General features: G+C 54.1%; 9 protein-coding genes. 2 read left to right on the forward strand and 7 right to left on the reverse strand.

The genetic code is table 11. From position 1 onward, the window contains the following. From BWI95_RS22155 to cspF, 3 genes are all read right to left on the reverse strand, one after another. Nucleotides 1–8,583 carry a GH36-type glycosyl hydrolase domain-containing protein gene (locus BWI95_RS22155; protein ID WP_076770369.1) on the reverse strand — a complete coding sequence of 2,861 codons (8,583 nt, stop codon included), beginning with the start codon at nt 8,581–8,583 and terminating at the stop codon, nt 1–3. A 157-nt stretch (nt 8,584–8,740) separates the two neighbouring features. Next, complete coding sequence (locus BWI95_RS23860; protein WP_222837286.1) at nt 8,741–8,905, reverse strand: YnfU family zinc-binding protein; 165 nt, start codon at nt 8,903–8,905, stop codon at nt 8,741–8,743. Nucleotides 8,906–9,086: 181 nt separating this feature from the next. Continuing rightward, nucleotides 9,087–9,299 carry a cold shock-like protein CspF gene (gene cspF / locus BWI95_RS22160; RefSeq protein WP_076770402.1) on the reverse strand — a complete coding sequence of 71 codons (213 nt, stop codon included), beginning with the start codon at nt 9,297–9,299 and terminating at the stop codon, nt 9,087–9,089. Nucleotides 9,300–9,569: 270 nt separating this feature from the next. On the opposite strand from cspF, the gene BWI95_RS22165 reads away from it, so the two are divergent. Together BWI95_RS22165 and BWI95_RS22170 are read left to right on the forward strand one after the other, a co-directional pair. After that, nucleotides 9,570–9,788, forward strand: coding sequence for a cold shock domain-containing protein (locus BWI95_RS22165; protein ID WP_054804613.1), 219 nt, complete (start codon nt 9,570–9,572; stop codon nt 9,786–9,788). A gap of 591 nt (nt 9,789–10,379) precedes the next feature. Beyond that, the gene (locus tag BWI95_RS22170) at nt 10,380–10,580 is read left to right on the forward strand and encodes a hypothetical protein (RefSeq protein ID WP_156884959.1); all 201 of its coding nucleotides are present in this window, start codon (nt 10,380–10,382) and stop codon (nt 10,578–10,580) included. A gap of 176 nt (nt 10,581–10,756) precedes the next feature. On the opposite strand, the gene BWI95_RS23470 is transcribed toward BWI95_RS22170, so the two are convergent. The 4 genes from BWI95_RS23470 to traD all read right to left on the reverse strand — a co-directional run bounded on the left by BWI95_RS23470 (nt 10,757) and on the right by traD (nt 20,398). Further along, nucleotides 10,757–10,912, reverse strand: a complete 156-nt coding sequence (locus BWI95_RS23470) for a hypothetical protein (RefSeq protein ID WP_156884960.1) — start codon at nt 10,910–10,912, stop codon at nt 10,757–10,759. Between the two features lie 659 nt (nt 10,913–11,571). Further along, complete coding sequence (locus BWI95_RS22175; RefSeq protein WP_076770371.1) at nt 11,572–12,354, reverse strand: DsbA family protein; 783 nt, start codon at nt 12,352–12,354, stop codon at nt 11,572–11,574. 14 nt (nt 12,355–12,368) lie between these two features. After that, nucleotides 12,369–17,891 (reverse strand): MobF family relaxase, encoded by a 5,523-nt coding sequence (mobF, locus tag BWI95_RS22180; RefSeq protein ID WP_076770372.1) that lies wholly within the window; start codon nt 17,889–17,891, stop codon nt 12,369–12,371. Continuing rightward, nucleotides 17,888–20,398 carry a type IV conjugative transfer system coupling protein TraD gene (gene traD, locus BWI95_RS22185; RefSeq protein WP_076770373.1) on the reverse strand — a complete coding sequence of 837 codons (2,511 nt, stop codon included), beginning with the start codon at nt 20,396–20,398 and terminating at the stop codon, nt 17,888–17,890. The genes mobF and traD overlap by 4 nt, the downstream gene beginning before the upstream one ends. Nucleotides 20,399–20,493: the final 95 nt, after the last annotated feature.

Below are 20,493 nucleotides of genomic sequence, written 5' to 3' on the forward strand. Positions count from 1 at the left end.
TCAGTGCTGAATGATCTCCACCGTATGGTTTTTCCCATCATCATGTAGTGGTATTCTGTCATCGGGCAGAAGAATGCCATTAAGCGTAACCCTGTATTCTCCTTCACCGCGTAAGATGCTTATCTGATAATGACTTTCGCCATACTGATATGCCATAGAGAAAGAAGTCCACTCATCCGGGAGCAGGGCATGGACAGTAAAGGCATTGCCAAAGCGTTTTATCCCCAGTAATTCCTCGGTAAGCAGACGCCAGGCCCAGCCGGCGGAACCGGTATACCAGCTCCATCCTGCCCGGCCAGTATGCGGAGCAACGCTGTAAACATCAGCGCTCATGACATAAGGTTCTGCCTTATAAACCGCAACCTCTTTTGTATTCGACGTGTGGTTTATCGGGTTGAGCATCGACCAGAGTTGCCAGGCCCGTTCAGCATTCCCCATTCTGGCAAATGCCATCACTGCCCAGATGGCGCCATGTGTATACTGTCCCCCGTTTTCCCGAACTCCGGGCAGATACCCCTGAATATAACCCGGGTTAGGGCCGTGTCCATCGAAAGGGGGTGCCAAAAGTTTTATCAATCCACCCTCTTTATCCACAAGGTGCTTATCCAGCGCCTGCATGGCCTGAACGCGCCGTACCCTGCCTGAAGCCCGCGACAGTACAGACCAGCTCTGCGCAATCGCATCAATCCGGCAGTCCTGCGAGGCTTTCGAGCCAAGGGGAGTACCATCGTCAAAATACCCGCGCCGGTACCATTCACCATCCCAGGCATGGGTTTCGAGGTTGTTTTGCAGGAGCAGGGCTTGCGAACGACACATCGAGGCCATATTGTCATCGTGCCTGCTTTCCGCCAGTGCCGAAAACCGGGTCAGGATGTCATACAGGAAGAAGCCCAGCCAGACGCTTTCTCCTTTACCTTCAATACCAACCCGGTTCATCCCGTCATTCCAGTCGCCTGCCCCCATAAGCGGCAGTCCATGCTCTCCAAAATTTAGCCCATGCTCCACAGCTTTTACGCAGTGCAACCAGAGCGTATCTTCAGTGTCACTGATGACAGGCGTGTTATAAACAGACTCCTCACCAGGCTGTAGTGTCCGCCCCTCCAGATAAGGGATGCATATTTCCAGAATATCTTTATCCCCCGTAGTTTCCACATAGTGGCAGACAGCAAGCGGAAGCCACAGGTAGTCGTCAGAACAGCTCGTACGTACACCATTGCCATGAGGTGGGTGCCACCAGTGCTGCACATCTCCCTCAGTAAACTGCCGTGATGCGCAAAGTATTATCTGTTCACGCATACGGTTCGGATCGACATGACTCAGGGCCATCGTATCCTGCAGCTGATCGCGAAAACCAAACGCACCTCCTGACTGATAGTAACCACTGCGGGCCATAAGCCGGCAGGCTACTGTCTGGTATAACAGCCAGCCATTGACAAGCAAGTTCACAGAGGTGTCGGGCGTATTAACCACAATTTTATCTAGCACGTTATGCCAGTGGGTGTGAACCCGGTTCAGCTCCTGGCGGACCGTATCCTCATTCAGGTAACGGACAAGCGTTTCCTGAGCGCTGGCATGATTCTCAGCTGTACCGAGTACAAAAATAAACGTCCTTTGATCCCCGTCAATTAGTGTGACGGCGGACTGTACAGCTCCGCACGGATCGAGGCCAGCTCCCGTTTTACCTGAAAGTCTGTGCAGTTTCATAGCAGAGGGATTTTGCAGGGAAGCATTACGACCAATAAATTCGCGGCGGTCACCCGTTAGAGAATAATGGTTACCGCTTACGGCAAAAAATGCAGTGCGTTCGCCACCATTATCACCGTAAAAGTTGTTAGCCAGCACTGCGCAACCCCCATGAATACTGGGCGCATGTGTCACAACATGAAGAGCTGAGCGGGTTCGGGATTCCCCGAGCGTCCACTCCACATAGCCAGTAACGGAAATTTTACGTGTTCGCCCTGAATTATTACTGAGCGTCAGAAGTGCCAGTTTAACAGGTGCCTCTTCGGCGACCAGAACAGTCAGCTCACTGTCGATTCCACTTTCTCTATGCGCAAAGACACTATAGCCAAAACCATGTCGGGTCAGGTAATCACCGCGGCCGCGAACAGGGAGCGCCGTCGGTGACCAGTACTGACCGCTCTCTTCATCGCGCAGGTAAAACGCTTCGCCGCTGCGATCGCTCACCGAATCGTTCTCCCAAGGTGTTAGCCGATATTCATGCGCATTTTCATACCAGGTGTAAGCCTGTCCGGCATCGGAAATGACGGTACCAAAACGAGAATTTGCCAGTACGTTCGACCACGGCGCCGGTGTCATATTATTTTCCCGCAGGACAATCTGATACTCGCGACCGTCCTGAGAAAATCCACCATACCCGTTGAAATGACGTAACAGATGGGTTTCTGGCGTCCAGTCAGTGTGTTGATTACTTCCCGGTTCTCTATACGGAATGATTGCTCTGGTACGGGGTTTTGAGGTCTGTATACGCTGGTTTAGCTGCTCATTAATATCCCCCGCACGGTCATCAAGATAAAGGCAGGCAACGCTCAACAGAAGCTGCTTATCCTCAGCGGAGAGATGCTCACCATTACGGACAAAAAGTCCTCCCGTTTTATCCAACAGACCGGCTTCGGAACCGGCATAAATTAAATCCATAATCTGATTTTGTAAGCCCTGCTGGTAGCCCCCGGGACTGTCATTCATGATAACCAAATCCACTTTCAGCCCTTTCTGTCTCCAGTACCGGTGTGCCTGAATCAGTGTGGTAACAGAGCCGATACCAGCCTCGCTGGTAATACGGAGCAGCACTACAGGCAGATCACCTGAAATTCCCCAGCCCCACAGGCCGGACTGACCGCGTCTGTTACGGCTGATGACCTTGCTTTCGGCACGCAATTCCGGACTGGGGTAAAGCACTGCGCTCGCAAGACGATTAAACAAAGTGGCATCATCTTCACTGGCGTTCATCTGGCGCAGGACAGCCAGACTATGAGACCAGGCCAGCTCAAACATACGATCCGCAATATGGTAATCACGATACTTTTCCAGCAACGCCAGACTTTTCTGGCGGCTTTCGCTGATGCCATAAATGATATCGATCGTGACCGGCTGGCCTGGCAGCAGAATAATGGCATGGCGTATGGCCAGTACCGGATCCAATACAGATCCTGAGGTGTTGCTGAGCTCCCCTCCTTCCTCAATGGCAAGGGCATCTGCAGGGGTTCTGCCACGGCCAAGGAATTTAGCCCTGTCCGTTTCGAACGAGACGGGTTTACGGTTATCGCCACGCAACACCATCATGTGAAACAGACAGGGAATAGGTTCATCCGGCGAGCGAGGGCGACGGTGGCAAAGGATGGCATCCCGCTCAGGCTCCAGCTCAGTCTGAATAAACAGGTTGCTGAAAGCCGGGTGCGCCAGATCGCTTGCATCGGGTGCCAGTACTACTTCAGCATAGGTTGTCAACTCAAGTGTGCGGGGATGACGGCCACGATGAGTCAGTGTTAGTCGCCGCAGTTCAATGTCATCCTCCGGCGAAATCACGATCTGAGTTTTAACACCAAGTCCGCTGAAAGTGCGGCTGAATTCAGCGCCTGCGTCAGTAAATATCACTTCTTCGATTTGTTCTGGAGTGTTTCCCGTGGGTTGCCAGGTATTGCTCCATACGTCGCCAGTCTGCGTATCACGGATAAAACAGAATGCCCCCCAGTTGTCGCGGGTGGTATCACTGCGCCAGCGCGTAAGAGCAATATCATTCCAGCGGCTGTAGCCTCCCCCACCCGCAGTCACCATCAGATGATAATGACCGTTGGAAAGTAGCTGAATATCCGGGGCCAGCGAGTCCACACCATTGAAAATCCGGGGCTCATGGCGAACGGGGCTGATCCTGCCCTCATGAGATTCAAAATGACGGCGGGGACTGTAGAGGTCGATAGCATCCGGTGCTCGCTCCTGTAAAAGCAGGCTCGCAGACCGGAATACCTTACTGGACATAAATCTCTCAGTCATGGGAGCGTCAAGCAGCACGTTAGCCAGTGCCAGAAACGCCATACCCTGGTGATGTGCCATCCATGACTGTACTACCGCATACAATTGCCCGCTTGTGAGACGTGAGGGGGTATAGTCCAGTGCTTCATAAAAACCATATTCGCCACGTGCTCCATTTTTTTCCAGCCTGAACAAATTTCTACAGGCTTCCTGAGGCGAGATCATTAATGCAAGCAGAGTGGCGTAAGGGGCGACAACCATATCATCGGCAAGACCCCGGCGAAGACCAAGGCCAGGCACACCAAATGCCTGGTACTGATAATTATGCTGTACATCAAAAGCATGATAGCCGGACTCCGATACGCCCCATGGCACACCGCGTTCTTTTCCCCAGTCAACCTGGCGCATGACTGCAGATCGACTCATCTCATCGAGCAGGCTACCAGGCCAGGAGGGCATTACAAGATTTGGCATCAGGTATTCAAACATAGAACCGCTCCATGACATCAGGGCAGTTTCATTATCAATCGTGGTAAACAGCCGCCCCAGAGCGTACCAGCTTTTAAGCGGCAACTGATTAGTTGCGATGGACAGAAAACTGGTCAGGCGAATTTCAGATGGCAGGAGATCGTAATGACTTTTGTCGGGTGTATTCGTATCACAGTTATAACCGACCCTGAGCAGGCTGGTTGCTTCATTGTACAGAAAGGCGAAATCCATCCGCGAATGGTCATCCAGTCGCTGTTCAAGCTCGGTGATAATATTCAGTCTCATCCGGGCCAGCAGCGTCGTTGATGCAGGGGGGCTTCCTTTACCGTTAAAGGTCGCGTTGGCGAGCCAGCCCAGAGTAGGGAGTGTCTGATCGTTCCAGGAGGCTGGTAACCAGCGGAGCAGAAACGACCATTCGTGGCAAAACTGTACCAGTTGATGTTCCAGATGTCCTGCCCAGCGCTGCTGGAGTGGAGTTCCCTGGTGACTTTGTGTTACCAGGTTCTTGCAATGGATGCGCATCTTTTTCAGCTCGCTGAAAAACACATGTGCGGGAAGCGACTCGGCGATCAGGCAGTGTTTTCGTAACAACGGAAGACTCAAGGGTGGACTCTGGCTCCACTGTTTATCGAGAATATCCAGTGTATCGTTCAGCCCGGCAAGTATCTGTTGGGTATTTAAAACAGGCTGATGACGCATGGCGGACAGTCCTTCACGCAGCGTCAACAAGTGACCCGCCATGTTACCGCTGTCAACGCTCGAAATATAACGTGGGCTGAGAGGGGTCAGCGTCAGGGTGTCATACCAGTTGTAAAGATGGCCACGGTAGTGTTCCAGTTTATCCAGCGTATCGAGCGTGAGCGATACGCGCCGAAGTACCTCTCCCCCGGGTAGATAACCAAAGTCCCAGGCCGTGAGGTTAGCCATCAGGGAAAGGCCTATATTGGTAGGCGAAGTGCGGTGAGCAGTAGTCGGTTGCGGTTTTTCCTGGTAATTGTCAGGTGGAAGCCAGTTCTCTTTCTCAGTGGCAAAAGTCTCAAAAAACGCCCAGATTTCACGACTCGTCTGGCGCAACAGTTTTTTTTGTTTTTCATTTGGTGAAAATACCTTATGTACTGGCTGTCGGCTCAGCCAGTACATCAACAGCGGGGCCAGGCACCATAAAAGGGTGATCAGGAAAGCAACCGGCAGCAGCTGAGGTGAAAATTTTGCGGTCAGAAGTGTGAGTGCAAGGGCACATATAACATTCAGCCACATTGCCTGATAAAAACGAGCAACAGAGGCTCTGCCCTGATTGTTATCTGGGTTGTGGCTAACCCACTGGCTCAGGTTGCGTTTGCTGATGCTCAGACGCCACAAGGTCACAACAATTGCTTTTAAAGAATATCCGGCTTCATGCGGTAATATCGCCAAATTGAGCCCTGTCCCTGAAAGGCGTCTGAATGCCCCTGCCCCTACCAGTAAAAAATGCTTTTTAAAGTGGCGACGAAGCGGTTTATGCAGAAGGTCATGCATGATGGCGAGCATGGCAGGCAGCAGCCAGATAAGCGATAGTGTACCAAGCCAGTAAAACGGATTGGGTGCCCAAAGCATGGCGAAAAATAGCAATAACAGTAAAGAAGGAGTAACCAGGCTGCGACGCAAATTATCGACAAGTTTCCAGTAAGAAAGTGCGGACAACGGGTTTTTATCATGGCTTCCATTTGCTTTTCTGACGCGTGGCCTCAGCCAGTTAAGCAGTTGCCAGTCTCCCCGTATCCAGCGTGAGCGACGTGCGACATCTGAAAGATAATTATTGGGGTACTGCTCGTAAAGCAAGATTTCACTCAATAGTCCAGAGCGTGCATAGCATCCTTCCAGTAAATCATGACTGAGAACCAGATTTTCAGGACAGGCGTTAATGGTGGCCTGAACAAAGATATCGACATCATAAATACCCTTGCCCACGAACGATCCCTCTCCAAAGAGATCCTGATAAATATCTGAAGACATCATTGAATAGGGATTACTGCCAGGTACGCTGCTGCGCATCGCGGCATAACGCCCCTGCCCGTTACGAGGTATCTCTTCCGCGAGGCCGGGTTGCAAAATGCCGAAACCTCTGACAACCCTCTGGAGAACCGGATCGTACTCTGGCTTATTGAGCGGATGTGCCATTGTGGCAACCAGTTTGTGCGCGGTATCGCGCGGCAATACCGTATCACTGTCCAGTGTGATGACGTATTTAATATGGCCTGGTAAAAGATGGGCTGGCATGCCTGCGGCACTGATGAACTGTGTCCCGGGACGGCGCAGCCACCTGTTAAGCAATGCCAGTTTTCCCCGTTTGCGTTCATATCCCATCCATATTCCTTCAACCGGATTCCATTCAGGCTGTCGGTGTAGCAGATAAAATCTTGGGCGGCTGGAAGGATAACGCCTGTTAAGCGCCGCTGTATCGTCTATGGCCTGCCTGAGAAGAGCATTACTTTCAGGTGTTGGTTCATTTGCTGAATCAGCGAAATCGGTCAGCAAAGCAAAACGAAGGTATTCGTTTTGATTTCCCAGCCAGCAGACTTCAAGGCTTGTGAGGAGCGTAGTGATACTTTCCTGACTCGTCAGCATGCATGGCATCACGATCATGGTTGCACTGTCAGCCGGAATACCGGATGAAAAGTCCATTGCGGGTAATGGGCGAGGAAGGCGAAAACGGGTGGTTGCATCACTCAACAAATCACTCATTAACTGGGTCAGCGCGATAATCAGAGGTAATATTATGGCGATCAATAGCCAGTCTGCGCCCTGCAGGAACGTTGCGTGTAAAATTTCCGCTGCGGTTGCGGTAGTTAACAATGCCAAGCTTCCAAGCCATGAAAGGAGGGTGATTCTGTTAAAACTGTGCCGAATACGTATGAGCTTCGAGGTCTCAGCCAACAGATGAAGTTCCAGTTGCTGCCGGCCTTCACCTGCCAGAAAAAAGCCAATGTGATGCTCCAGTGTTTCCGGCGCTGTTTCCGCTGAAAGCGCAAGCACAATGGTAGCGACCTCAGGCTCACTGAAGTCGCTGTGTCTCGCAAGAATTTCAATAATATGGCGATAATGGTCCCGGGTTTCGAAATGCATCCCGGGATAGATACGGGCAGGATCATTGCGCAGTACCTGTTCGACGACGCTTATCGTTTCCGCAAAATCGGCCCAGTCCGTTTCGCTCAGTAACCGCAGCCCTGCGATGCTGTTACTGATGGACAATTGGCTGGCAGCAAGTTGTTGACTGAAGCTTTGTATGAGCGACTCACTTGTTATCCCCTGTTCCGCAAGGCACTGGTCAACCCAGGTCAGAGGTAAGGACAGCACGTTTCCATGTCCCTGCAGGCGCCGCACAAGTTCTGCAACGAATGCACTGGTCATTGGTGGCCGGGAACGCGCCATATCGGCAATTACCGTAATCAAATCAGCAGGCTTATTTTCGGCACATTCGAAAATTTTAGTAATCCATGTACCTGCAAGATTACGTTCACGCTGAGCCTTTATCACATCCATGCTGATACGCCGAACATTTTCGATCAAAGCAAGTCGTAGCATCCCCGGCAATGCCCAGACCTCGCCTAATGTCAACGGGGTCACCTGCTGATAGGCCGTGAGATAACTGGTCAGGCTGGCTACGTCCCAGCGACCATCACCGTGAGCAATGGCCTCTGAGGCAATATTATAAACTCGTGGGCAACTGAAGGGTGACATCAGCGAGGGAAGGCCTTTACCAAAACTTTTCGGCAAATGCTGGCGGACAGTACGGATTTGCTCCTCAATCAGGTAGTAATTGTCAAGCAGCCATTCCCCTGCAGGCATGACGCTCGTTTTTATCCCGGCATTAAGCTCGTAGCAGTTTTGTGTGATGACAGCTTCGTTGTCCGCGAGTCGTTTCAGAAGGTAATATGGAAGTTTATCGGGCGATAATTTATGTGTGTGTGCCAGTATTTTTCCATAGCGTTCCATCTGAGCGTTCGAAAAAAGCTCTGATCGCTGACTGGATTCATCGTCAGCATAGTTCGCCGGAAAGGTAACGTATCCGGCGACCTGTACCGGAAGCTGGGAGCGGTTAAACCACGTCCGGGGATTCATTTTCATAGAGTTGCTCTGATGCGACGTTAGCGCGCAGGAGCAGTTGCGAAATCAGTTCAGAAACGTTCTCTCAGGATGGGCGTGAGGCATCAGGGATTCAACAGCTGCGGGAATATGATTTAAGTCCGGGAACACCGGGCTAATGGTCGAATGAGTGCAAGGATTAAGGCGACGAGACAAACAGCGCCTTGCATCCCGGGCACAGCATTGCTTGCTTACGGCGAACTTTCGCGAGAGATTGAGATGACCGGAAGCCACAGACGGGGCAGATGACAGGGGTCATCGATGCACCACTGATGAATTTCATTGCGTAATCAATAATAGACATTCTGATTAACCTTTCAATGAAGGAGCTTCAGCTTATCATGCCTGATTAAAAATTGAACGCTTAATTTGTATTCATCAGTTTTAATCTACAAAAGGGAGAAAACAAGGGGAGCTACTTTTAGACGACTTTTATGGGGAAAAAGGGTGAATGAAACCAATCAGACCCTCTAATTGTATGATATTCATGCTAAGTAAATATTCGCTGCAACAGGACCACTAAGGCAATTGATACGACAAAACTCAATACGGAGCCCGGGAATGAGCTGATTTGTTTCGCCGCAACTAACAGCAGAAACATGAAGCAAAACATCTTTTCGGCCATCTGATGGGATGATGAGACCTTTACCACTAAGAATATCAAAACTTTTGACAATTCCAGTCATTTTACGCGACAAATTAATTCCTTTTTTTAAATTCGCAACAACCATACGCTGAAAAAAACCTTAAATCCACCTTTAATTCATTCCTGCAAGCATTTCTATGTTATAAAAAAAGAAATTGCTAATCATTACGCGCCATGTGTTAATGACCTCCATCGAGACGAAGTATCAAACATAACAGCGGGCAGCAAACATTATTAAGGACAACTGCTGGTATCTTTTGATAATCCTGAGGTTAGTGGTACTCGTTTACTATCAATTTTATATCATTTACGAGGAGTCAGTATGTCATCACGAAGTAAAGGCCTGGTAAAGTGGTTTAACGAAAAAAAAGGCTTTGGTTTCATTTCTCCTCTCGATGGCGGGAAGGATATACCCGTACATTTTTCTGCTCTTCTTGGTGATAACTTTAAGACACTTTTTGAAGGACAAAAAGTTGAATTCGCTATCCAGCGCGGAGAAAAAGGGCTGACTGCCGCCAGTGTAACGCTTTGCGATAAATAAATATTCCCAAGCCGGCGGCAGCGACTAAAATTTACTGCTGAGAAGACAGAGTAACAAAATCATTCTGTGGAACACGATAATATTCAGCATATCTTGTCAGCGTATGTTTTGATTACAGCCTTACACGAATTTTTCATTTTTTGACTCAGGTCTGATGACTCTCATGGTGGCAATACCTCCACTTTCACTTTATACAAGCTGATAACCGAAATGCATATTACGCCAACCGGAGTTTTATCGCCCTACACCGTACTATGCGAATCTCATCACTTCCTCAGTAACATCTTCCCGAAAATGTTCATCGCCAGACATAACAGCGTTGCCCTTATGTGCCTGACCTGCTCCCCGTTCATTAACACACCGCGATATCAGTAATGTCTTCACAAGCCACATGAGGACATCCTCATGAATACGCGTTTCAGGCATACAGTTCACGCGTATTCTGGGCTGCTATAAATATGCGCGCTTTATATGAATCTAAATTTTTTCATTTTTTATCAGGGCATGCTAGCCTTAATGTACTGTGAAGCCTACCGATTAAGATTCATTACTCCTTAGGTCCGAAACATTAATGTTTCTAACCAAGGAGTTATGATGAAAAACGAACATGCAATAATTGGCGAAGCCATCATTGCTCTTCTTAGTACACACGCGCGTGAAAAATTCAGCAGGAAGATGTTAGAAGACTACCTGAAAGCTTTATACCTGGAGAAATATGAAAGCAGTTGTTCAGTCGATGAAATTGATTTACATCTATCGGCGCTTAAAAAAATCAGCTTCAAAAGTCAGTAGATTTTCTGCCAAAACAATCTCGTAATCAAAGTTTATCTTTATTAACAACGACATTTCATCAATGCCGGAGGGATTAATCATAATAAAATGCAAATGAAAATCAAAAAAAATGGAGCTTTTGTGACATTATCATTTTCACTGGAGTGATGAACAGCTAAGCAATCTTGTAACCAGTTTTATTTCTTAACCTCATCTTCTGAAGGATAAGGAAGTTCAATGCTGTCAAATGGATTTTCTTCATCCGATGCAACTGATTTTTTGTTATGCACAGGTAGAATCATGCTGTTTTTATTTTCTGTTAATGAATCAACGTTACTGGAATGATCTGTCATAGATAACCTCTGCGTAGTTTGGTAATTTGATGCTTCTGAAAAGGCTACACATGTGCGTGGCCTTTGTTTAGATCAACTAACAGCTCTGCTTATCAATCTCAGGAGCCACCCGGAAGAGAAACAAGCGAACAATTTTCTGATTATCCCTAGTTACTGGTGCTGGCTATCCAAGGACAACCTAAGCGTAGTAGATTTTGATGTTTTTAGTGAAATTAAAATCAAGCATTGAGAAATATGTTTTAACAGAGTTTTAACGGAGCTTTAACAGCATCATCCTGTTTAAACAGAATTATTGACAGCATAAAATCTTTTAGCTGAAGCCTTCTTTCATTTTTGAATTAGTGCTGGTTTTCAGCACAGTGGTTTATTTGTCTTTTTATAAGTCACCTCCGTCTCGACAGAGGCGCCAAAACGAGACATTGCGACCATCATATTCACTGTCAACAGTGCATTTAAAAAATGAAATAATATAGATAACAAATAGATACACTGTTGATATTTATTTCAGACTATTTATAAATCCCGCTTAAAACAGAGCGCACCACGCCAGTTTGTCTGATTATCCTAAAAGCGACATCATAGATAACCGGTAACCCGGCAAAGGCAGGGGGGGATCATGCTTTTGCCGGGTTGGACAAGCCCGGCGGGAACTAGGCGCGTCAGTGCTGTGCTTTATCGATCGCCGCCAGAATCTGCTCCGGTGACGCCAGCCCGGCAAAGACGGTGATGGTTCCGGGTGAGGCGTTCTCCACCGGCATCACAATCAGTCCTGGCGTACCCGTGAGCCCCAGCGCCTGCGCGAGCGCATCGTTTTTTCCCAGAACAGGGGCATGGTCCACGGCGTTCAGCGTATCCACGCCGGCGGCGTGAGCTACCGCCTTAATATCCTCTGTCGTCAGGTCACCCTCGATGTGCCCGGTGTGATATATCCCGTTGTGGTAGGTCAGGTAGCCTGCTGCGCCTTTCGCTTTCCAGACCCCGATACCGTACTGCGCCGCCAGGGACGACGTCTCCCACTTCGGTGCAAATATCGGCCATTCCTTAAAGATGTAACGCACGTCAGGGCGGGTTTTCATCACCTGCTCCATCCCCGGCGCCAGTCTGCTGCAGAACACACACTGGTAGTCAAAGAACTCAATCACGGCGACCTTCGCGCCGGCCGGTCCGCTTACCGGTGTGTCAGCATCCCTGAGCAGGGCCGCCTGGTTATCCATGACCTTCAGGCTCATGGCCAGCTGCTCACGCGCATGCTGTTGTTGCTGCAGCTTCTGGCTGACCTGCACCAGAACGTCCGGGTGCGCCAGCAGATAGTCAGCCGCTATTTCCCCTATGCGGGCTTCCTGCTCTGGCGTGAATGCCGGCGCAGGTGCTGCATGGAGGGGGGTAAAAACAGATAATATGACTGTTGTAACTAATGACAGTGTTGTCTTTTTTATGCTCACGTGTGCTCTCCTGATTAACGTTCTTTCTGAATGGTGCGTGGGGGCGCGTGTTCCTGATGCTCTATCTCGCGTCCGCGCTCAGGCATATCGCGCGGCAGCGGCATGTCACGCTGGTGCTCAGCAAGCTCACGGGCCACCTGCCCGGCAACGGCACGCTCGCCGGTGGCTTTATCCTGCGACAGAGCCGGCAGCGGGCCGGGCCGGTCTTTATCCGCCTGAAGTTCCCGCTCCTCGCCGGCAATGCGCGCGATGTCCTTCCCGTCAGGTACGCGCTCTGGCGTGGTGTCGTCTTTCAAACTGAGACGGATATCCGCGACACGCTCTTCTTCAGGCAGCACAATACGGCTCTGGTATTCTTCATACGCCTGCATCTCCTGCTGACGCTGTGCCTCTGCAATTGCATATTCATCGCTTCCCCGCAGTTCCTGAATGGCCTGCTCAATGGCACGGGCAGGAACAGATTCATCGTCACGCACGGGTGCGGCTGCCGGCACCGTCACGGCCTCTGACTCAGCAAGCCTGATCGTCTGTGCACGGGCAGCCTCTTCCGACAGGGCTGCGCCCTGGCTGACTTTCAGCATCCACGGTGAAGGCTTCTCGTCGCCTGTCTGCCATACCACACCGTCCCCGGGGTGCTCCCTCACCGCCTTAAATGCCTCGTCAGCCGTGCGTACCACATGGGTGTTTCCGCTGCGGCTGCGCTGCATGACTGCTCCGGTCGCGCCCTGGGTGGCCACCATACGCACGTCACCCCGCATCAGGCGACCGGTGTCACTTGCCACCAGTGAGACGAGCGCCAGCCCGGCGCTGCGACCGTTGTTGTCATACAGGGGCAGCGCCAGGGACGGGTCCGGGAAACGCCGGGTGGCCGGGATCACTCTTGCGGTGAGGTTATGCTCTCCCATCGCCTCATGCCGCGACCACGCGCGCCCTATCGCGGTTTTTCCGACAGGCTGTCCCATCGCCCAGATAACCTTCGCCTGTTTGCGCTCTGTCTGCGGGCTGAGGGCATCGTGCGCCGTCTTCAGATCGTACTCGGTTCGCTTGATGCTCCTGACCCACTTTTCCGTCCCGTCCGTGTAGACCTGCACATGCTGTTTTGCACGCGATAACGAAATGTAAAAGGCACGTTTGTGGGCCATTGCCTGGCGGCTTCCCTCCGTCCCTTCCAGCGCCAGTACCGCCCCCTCACTGGCACCCTGTGCGCCATAGCCTGTGATGGCCCAGGCATAATCCAGATGCTGTTCGGCCCTGACCTGCACGGGATTGATGGTTTTCCTGCCGTCCGCGCCCTGCAGCACGATGTCCCCGCTGTCGGTCACCTTCTCAACGGTAAATTTCTGGTTGGCAGCCTGCCCCCGGTTACGGTCGGTGACGGTGAAGCGCACCACGGCACCCGCTGCGAGTATTTTCTCGCTGCGCTTAAACAGCTCCACGTCGCCGGTGAGCAGCTCGCGGGGTGAAACCATCGCGATCCGGTCATTCTCGTTCCGGACGGTAACAAGCGAGCCGTTATAATCGACGGCCACCACATCCTGATAGGTGTCGCCGCGCTTCAGCACCATCCCCGCCTCCCAGGCCGCCAGCTTGTTGAACTCATGCCGGGTATGCTTAATTTTTTCCAGCACCGGCACGCTGATTTTTTTCTCGCCCAGCTCCTCCCGCGCGTCCAGTGCGTCAAAAATCTCCCGGTTAATGGCCGCGCGATCGTCGTTCAGCTGGGCAATAATGAGCGTTTCATCCCGTGCCTTCGGCGTGCGGCTGAGCCAGTCAGCCACCAAGTCACTGACCGGGTTGTCTGACTCCGCCAGTCCCTCAGCAGGGGGCTGCCAGTCCGGTTCCTGACGGGCAACGAGATCCGCAGGCTGATGCTTCAGCCGCTCAAGCGCGGCATCGATGCGGTTATCAATGACGTCATGTACCGCGTCACGCAGGTTGACTTCCTTCTGGCGGACAATCTGTTTCATGATGGCCACATCCATCGGGCTGCGCTCCTGAACCAGCCTGAACGGTGCCCCTGATTCCGGGGATTCAAACTGATCGATGTCCCCCATCGACACGCCCCGCCCCCCGCCGGCCTGAATGGCCAGATACGCGGCGGCAGTGTCCTGGTTGCCCAGCATCGAGGATTCATCGATAAGGAAGACGCGGTTGCTGAAGTCGGGCTTTTCGCCGGCGGCCTTCATCTGGTCATATTCGACGAGGAAGGATTTGACCGTCTGCGCCTCGATCCCCACCGCCCGCAGCTCCTTCACCGCCTGGTGCGTCGGTGCAAGGCCATGCAGCGCGGGCCGGGCGGATGCCGGCAGGGTGTCGAGTGCGGTTTTCACCGCGCGCACCTGGGTCGTTTTACCCACCCCGGCATACCCCTGTATGCCGGTAAACTGGTCACGGCTGTTGAGGACCAGCTGCGCCGCTGCCTTTTGTCCCTGCGTCAGCCCGTCGAGCAGGGCGTTATCCACCTGCTCCATCAGGGGCACCTGCGTGTCCTTGCCCGCGACAATGGCGCTGATGATGGTTTTCTCCATCTCCCAGGTCGCGCGGGCAACCAGCAGGGGCTCTGTTTTGTTCGGGACGCGGATAAGGTCGCCGTTTTTGATCATCGCACTGATTTCACGCGTCACTTCCGTCAGACCCGGATGAAACGCCGTCGCGGCCTCAGCCAGCTTCAGCTCGTTGAGGGTGACGGACTGCTGATCGGCAATGGCACGCCGGACCGCCAGCGCGGCGTCACTCAGCACACCGGCCTGAAGTGTCCGGACGGCGCTGCTGATGTCGGCCTCACCGCTGAGTTTCGTCACAAGCTGCACCGGCGAATTGTCGACACGCATTCGCTGCAGCCGTGCCTCCGCCCGGTCCTGCGTCTCGGCCGTAAATATCTCCGCGCGGCTCCCGGACTGCGCCAGGGAGTTCACGGTCTGGGCAGAGATATCCCGCGAATTAAGAGCGGCCAGTACCACGCCGGTGTCGTTGTCACGGTTGCCCGGCCCGGCCACGTAGCCGTGGGTCACATACAGCGGCCTGTCTGCCGGCAGCGTGACGGCCTTTCCGTCCCGCATGACCCCGATGCCCTGCGGGCTGACGCCGGTTACGGTCAGTCTGTCTTTTGCCTTCAGGCCTGCACCGCGGTCGGCGGCCAGCGCAATCAGTTTGTCGCCGCCGGCAACGTGCAGCTGCTCGCTGTTGAAGAGTCGCCAGTCGGCGGTCAGGTCGCTGATTTTCTGTCTGACCAGTACCCCGTCGCTGTCGATAAGCGACAGCATCCGGGTCTCCTCATGCACCCTGTCGATAATAAAGTGCCGGGCTTCACGCTCCGTGCGGTCCTCCAGAACCTGACCGGCACGGTAAGACCCGGTCATCCGGCGGGTTTTGCTGTCCAGCCACACCGGTGTGCGCGCCTCAATGGTGACACCGTCACGCTCAAGCTGCCCCGCGTTCTGCAGGGCATCGCGGATAAGGCCTGTCAGCTGCTTCTGCTCGCGCTGCCCGATTACCACCGCCGTCACCGGCTCCGTGCCGGGATTCAGCTCCGCAAAGCGGGTGGCCAGCGCACTGTACCGATCGCGCTTGTCAGCAATACTGATAACCTCTGCTTCAAGACCCGGCGACGGCTCCGTGCGGCGGCTGCGCCTCACGCCGGCAGACTCCAGCACTGACATGGCATTCCCGTTCGCCTGACGACCCGCGCTGTCGAGGAAGACCAGCTGGGCGTCTTTTTCCCGCGCCTCACCCAGCAGGATCAGCGTTTCCTTCAGCCCCAGACGCTCTGCGCCTTCAATAATGAGCGTGCTCTGTGGCCGCAGGCTCAGTTCCCCCTTCAGCAGCTGCTGCCGCCCGGTGATGTGTTCCCGCAGCACGTCTGATTTTGCCAGTGAAATGGCACGTTCAGCCGAGCTGGCCAGCACCTTCACTTCGCGGCCATGCGCGGCAGAGATGCCGGCCAGCTGCTCCGTCAGTTCGCGGATGCCTGCCACGCCCTTCGGGGCATTCATCAGTACCAGGGCATCCTTCTCAACAGGCTCAAGGGCGGGCGGCGCGTACTGTGCCGGACGGGTGAAGCTGACAACGTGCGTTTCGCTGAGGTGCTCCTTTCCCAAGGCCTGAATGGAGAGCTCATCGAGGAGGTGATGGCGGGAAGTGAATACCCCTTTCTCCGCATCAAGCGGCACAATCAGCCCCTCCTTCAGCGCCTCATCCAGCGCCAGTTTGATTTCTTTCACATCGGGTATTTTGTCGCTGAACTCGGTGGTGCTCAGCAGCAGTTCACCCCAGGTGAACCGGGTTTTGCTGTCGCTCAGCTGGGAGACCGCCATGCGCACGGCATCCGTCACCTCCTGACGGACGTCGGGCTGCTGCGAATCTGCCGTTTTAACGTTCCCGCCACGCTCTGCGCTCGCCGGTGCGCTGTCCCGCGCCGGAACACTGCGTGCCGGTACAGGCTCAGCCGGGTCACGCCCTTCTGCAGACCGTGCCGGTTGTTCCGCGTCGCGCTGCCCGTTACTGCGTGTCACCTGCTCATCACGGGCAGGCTGTTCTGCGGGCGACGGCGCTTTGGTTGCGTCCGGTTGCGTGGCGTCACGAACGGGTTGCCGGTGCGCCGCAGGGATGGCCACCGCCCCGGCGTCCGGCGCGTCGCGCGGCACCACGCTGTCCTGGTAGGCTTTCATATCCCAGCCCTTCTCTTTCATCTGGGTTTGCCAGCGCTCCATCAGACGAAGACGGGAGGGATCGACTTTGGCTTTACGGGTGTTCTTGGCGGCGATATCGAGGCTTTTCAGCGTGGCCTCGGCACCGACGGCACCGCGCACTTCCCGGCCGCGCGAGGAATACTCTTCCCGGACCGCTTCCGGCACGGCCTTAATTTCCCACATCCCGTGTGGCCCGACTTCCTCAATTTCATGCCCCAGGGTTTCCACGCGATCACGCAGGGCGGTACGGTAAAGTTTACCCAGCGTGACCTGCATTTTCATCACCGTCTCGATAAAACCGGCGTTGTGGATGTAGTCCGTGGCCAGCGCCTTCCATTTGCCGTTCAGCTCCGTCATGTTGGCAACCAGCATGTGTGTGTGCAGCTGCGGATCGAGGTTACGGGACGTGTCGTGTGTGTAGAGCGCGGCCACCATTTTCCCGGTGGGGATGATGGAGGTTTTGCCGTCCACGGTTTCGCGCGCGGAGATCAGTTTTTCAACGTAGCCTGCCGCCACACGCACAGCGTACTGATGCGCTTCCAGCATGGCTTTGTCCCCGCCCACAAGGGCGAGGATGGAGACACTTTTCGGTGCCGAAAACGTCAGGTCATGGCCGGGGCGATGGGAGTGGATACCGTTGACCTCCTTACCGAGCCGTGAGCCGTCAGGCAGGCGGCCCTCGAGCACGGCCGTCAGCTGGTCGCTGCGCACCGGCCCCTCCAGCCCCAGCGCGCTGGCCCCCTCACCCAGCCATTCGCTCTCCAGCTGCCCGAGAAAATAGTAGTTGTCTTTATTGCTGTAGTAGCCAGCCGCATCACCGGCAGACACGATGGGGGCGGGTGACATCATCGTTCGGGTTCTCCGTCATAATCGCGTTCAAAATCGGCTTCATCAAAGCCGGGGTCTTCGGGGTGGCGGTTAACGAGGATGTTTTCCTCCTCGCGCTCCATCCGCTGGCGGGTATTCCCGTCTTCGTTGTGGTGTCCGGACGCGGTTCCGGGCTGGCCGGCGGTCTTCAGCTCCAGCCCGCCGTTTTCCAGCTGCGTGACCTGCATCCTGAGTTCCTGTGCCTCACCGCCGCTTTCTTCGGAATTTCCGTCTGTTGCTGCAGGCTTACGGCGTGCCCGGTTAAGCAGGTCAAGTGCGCCACCAGGCGGTGTCTCGGCATCACGCTCCCTGCCGGTTGCGCGCGCGAGCACACTGAGCGCATTGCCCGGCAAAGTTTCAGGAGTGGGTCTGGCAGTAACCCGGACGGGAACGGGAGTTTCAGAAACGGGTGCCGGCGGCACACTCCTAACGTCACGCTGCGTCTCTGCGTTGTCACGGTGTGGTTCAGGCGCGGTAATGCGGGGTGCCGGTGCCGGCACAGACTCAACAGGCTCAGAGGCCTGAGGCTGCACGGCTTCCTTACGGGCTGGCTGTGCCCGCTGCGATGGCGTGGCAGCAGGAGCCGGACTGACCGGCTGACCTGACGGCTGTGCCTGTTGCTGAGCAGCCGCTTTTTCCAGGTGCTCTTCCCCGGTCGGGAATACCAGGCCGGCCAGTGCCGTATCGCGCTCGTTCTCCCTGATGACCTTTTCCAGCTCGGGGCTGAGGGCATCGCGGATATTGCGCTCAATCAGGCCGATATTTCTTTTTTTGGTTTTACGGTACTTCAGCGCCAGCTTCACCACCGGGTATTCGCCAGGCAGCCGCACATAAAACTTCAGGTTACGCAGCTGCATGACCTCTTCATAATCAACGATGGGCTGGCTGACCTTGTCCTTGCCTATGGATATCCCGTCACGCACCTGATCGAGGCCATAGGAGTTCTGCTCGCGCGCCTCCCGGCGTCGTTGGTTACCCAGCTCCTCCTCGACCATTTTCGCCACCTCAGCACTCGGTGAGCGGCCATATATGCGCGTGTTGAGCAGGTCAAAAATCGCTTTGGCCACTTCCCGGCCATACGAGTTGATAAGCTGCGGCATGTTCTGGATACCGATGACAAAACAGCCACCAAACTTGCGCCCTTCCGCCAGTGTCTCCTCAAACTGGGGGATGCGCTGAAGGCTTGGCGCTTCATCCATGATGAACCACACCCGGCGGTCGGCGTTCTCCCCCATGCTCTGCAGGTAGAGGGTGGCCATCGACATCCACATCGAAATCAGCGGGCGCACGCTTTTGCGGTGACGGGCCTGGGTGGAGATAAACAGCCAGCTGTCACTGTACTGCTCGCTGGTCATCCAGTTACGGATAGTGAATGAAGGCCGGGTGCCGTTATCCAGCCCCTGGAGAAACCGCAGCGCCTTGGCGTAGTTGGTGACGACCGAGCGGATGGAGATGGCCGTTTTTTCGATTTTCTCTTCGACCAGGTTCGCCGCCGGCGTGTTGGCCAGATATTCACGCAGGCTTTTCATGCTCAGTGACAGAAGCGTTTTGAGGAATTTCTCGATACTGCGCTCAGGATCTGCGGACATGCGGATGGCAAGGTCCGAGGCAATCGTCCGGGAACTGGAGACCCAGAACGGATCGGACTCACCCTCCACGGGGATGAGGCTGGTTGCAAAGTTTTCAAAGTCGATAACATCCACGCACTCTTCCCACAGCTGCCAGTTGGCGCAGCGCTCATCATGCGGGTTGAGGATGAAATCCTTGTCCGGGTTGTAGTGGGTCTCGATGAAGGTACAGCCGGAATCGTAAATGATGGCGCGATCGCCGCGCCGGCGGATGATATCCAGCAGCCAGCGGATTGCGGTGGACTTGCCCACCCCGATGGTGCCGTGTATGAGGAAATTCATCACTTCGGCGTTTTTAACCAGGTGCAGGTCGCCGACACGCAAATCTGACAGCTCGCCATTTTTACGCAGCAGGGCATTGACCTCCGAGGCGATCTCGGTGAGTTTCATACCGGAGAGGTATTCGTCCTCACTCTCCTGTTTACCAATCCGCGCGATGTACCAGGCGACGCCGGCGAAGACCGCCATGCTGACAGCACCGGCGATCGCTGCGGCGGTCTGCAGATGCCCCGCCAGCCTGTCACCCATGAACTGCATATACGGGTCTTTCAGCATCTGCTGGAGGGTCATTTTGAGCGTCATGGTGGTGCTGGTCGGCGCGTAGAAGTAATGAATCTCATAAAACTTCCCCTGACCGGCCGGCATCAGGTCGATGAAACTTTCGTTGACCCGTGCAAACCAGTACCAGCTGCCGTTATCCAGCATTTCCTGGGGCGTCAGCCAGAAGAACAGGCATGCCGTGATGGCACCAAACAACAGGAATACCCAGTAGCCGATCCAGTTGTTCACCTGCAGAAACATGCGCCAGCGGTAGGCGGTCATCTGCCCGCCCTGTGTGAGGTTTTTTCCTTTAAAGCTCATAGATTTTGTCCGGCCGTTATCGCATCACCGATGTGGTGATGTGCGTTATCAGGGAAGAAAAGTTGAAGCAGGTGTGATTAACCTGGTACTGCGGG

The sequence above is a fragment of the Kosakonia cowanii JCM 10956 = DSM 18146 genome (genome assembly GCF_001975225.1).
GTDB lineage: Bacteria > Pseudomonadota > Gammaproteobacteria > Enterobacterales > Enterobacteriaceae > Kosakonia > Kosakonia cowanii.

Coding starts and splice junctions, on each gene's coding strand:
- BWI95_RS22155 (WP_076770369.1), bottom strand. CDS start 8,583: ATGAAAATGAATCCCCGGACGTGGTTTAACCGCTCCCAGCTTCCGGTA.
- BWI95_RS23860 (WP_222837286.1), bottom strand. CDS start 8,905: ATGTCTATTATTGATTACGCAATGAAATTCATCAGTGGTGCATCGATG.
- BWI95_RS22165 (WP_054804613.1), top strand. CDS start 9,570: ATGTCATCACGAAGTAAAGGCCTGGTAAAGTGGTTTAACGAAAAAAAA.
- BWI95_RS22170 (WP_156884959.1), top strand. CDS start 10,380: ATGATGAAAAACGAACATGCAATAATTGGCGAAGCCATCATTGCTCTT.
- BWI95_RS23470 (WP_156884960.1), bottom strand. CDS start 10,912: ATGACAGATCATTCCAGTAACGTTGATTCATTAACAGAAAATAAAAAC.
- mobF (WP_076770372.1), bottom strand. CDS start 17,891: ATGATGTCACCCGCCCCCATCGTGTCTGCCGGTGATGCGGCTGGCTAC.
- traD (WP_076770373.1), bottom strand. CDS start 20,398: ATGAGCTTTAAAGGAAAAAACCTCACACAGGGCGGGCAGATGACCGCC.